The sequence below is a fragment of the Neisseria sp. 19428wB4_WF04 genome (assembly GCF_015235335.1).
Classification (GTDB): Bacteria; Pseudomonadota; Gammaproteobacteria; order Burkholderiales; family Neisseriaceae; genus Neisseria; species Neisseria musculi.
In genome coordinates this window covers 1-414 of the sequence record NZ_JADGLG010000179.1, presented here as the reverse complement: position 1 = coordinate 414, position 414 = coordinate 1, and the positions used below count along the sequence as shown (strand labels likewise).

The 414-nt window shown below is 56.5% G+C and carries 1 protein-coding gene; it reads left to right on the top strand.

The annotated features are described in order from the left end of the window. The coding region (locus IR141_RS12890) for a phage virion morphogenesis protein (RefSeq protein ID WP_135037838.1) at positions 1–364 on the top strand (364 nt) is incomplete at its 5' end. Between the last annotated feature and the right edge of the window lie 50 nt (positions 365–414).

Genomic DNA, 414 nt, shown 5'->3' with positions numbered 1-414 from the left:
CGTGATGCGTGCCATCGCTACCGAAATGGTCTCACTCACGGAAGACAACTTCGAAAGTGAGGGCTGGGGTGGGCAAAAATGGAAGAGAAGCCGGCGCGTTGCCGACAACGGCGGCAAAACCCTGCAACTCTCCGGCCAGCTCGCCGCAAGCATCAGCACCCAAGTCGGCAACGGCTTTGCCCGTATCGGCAGTAATAAAAAGTATGCCGCCATCCACCACCTAGGCGGCCAAGCCGGGCGCGGCAGGAAAGTCAAAATCGAGCCGCGCCCCTACCTGCCCATCAACGGAGCAGGACAACTGCAAAAAGGAGCAGAGTCTGCCCTGCTCGACATCGCCCTAAAATCCCTCAGCAAAGGATTGTGAGCATCAAAAAACGGGCCAAATCAGCCCGTTCATTTTTATTTCACTGTGTG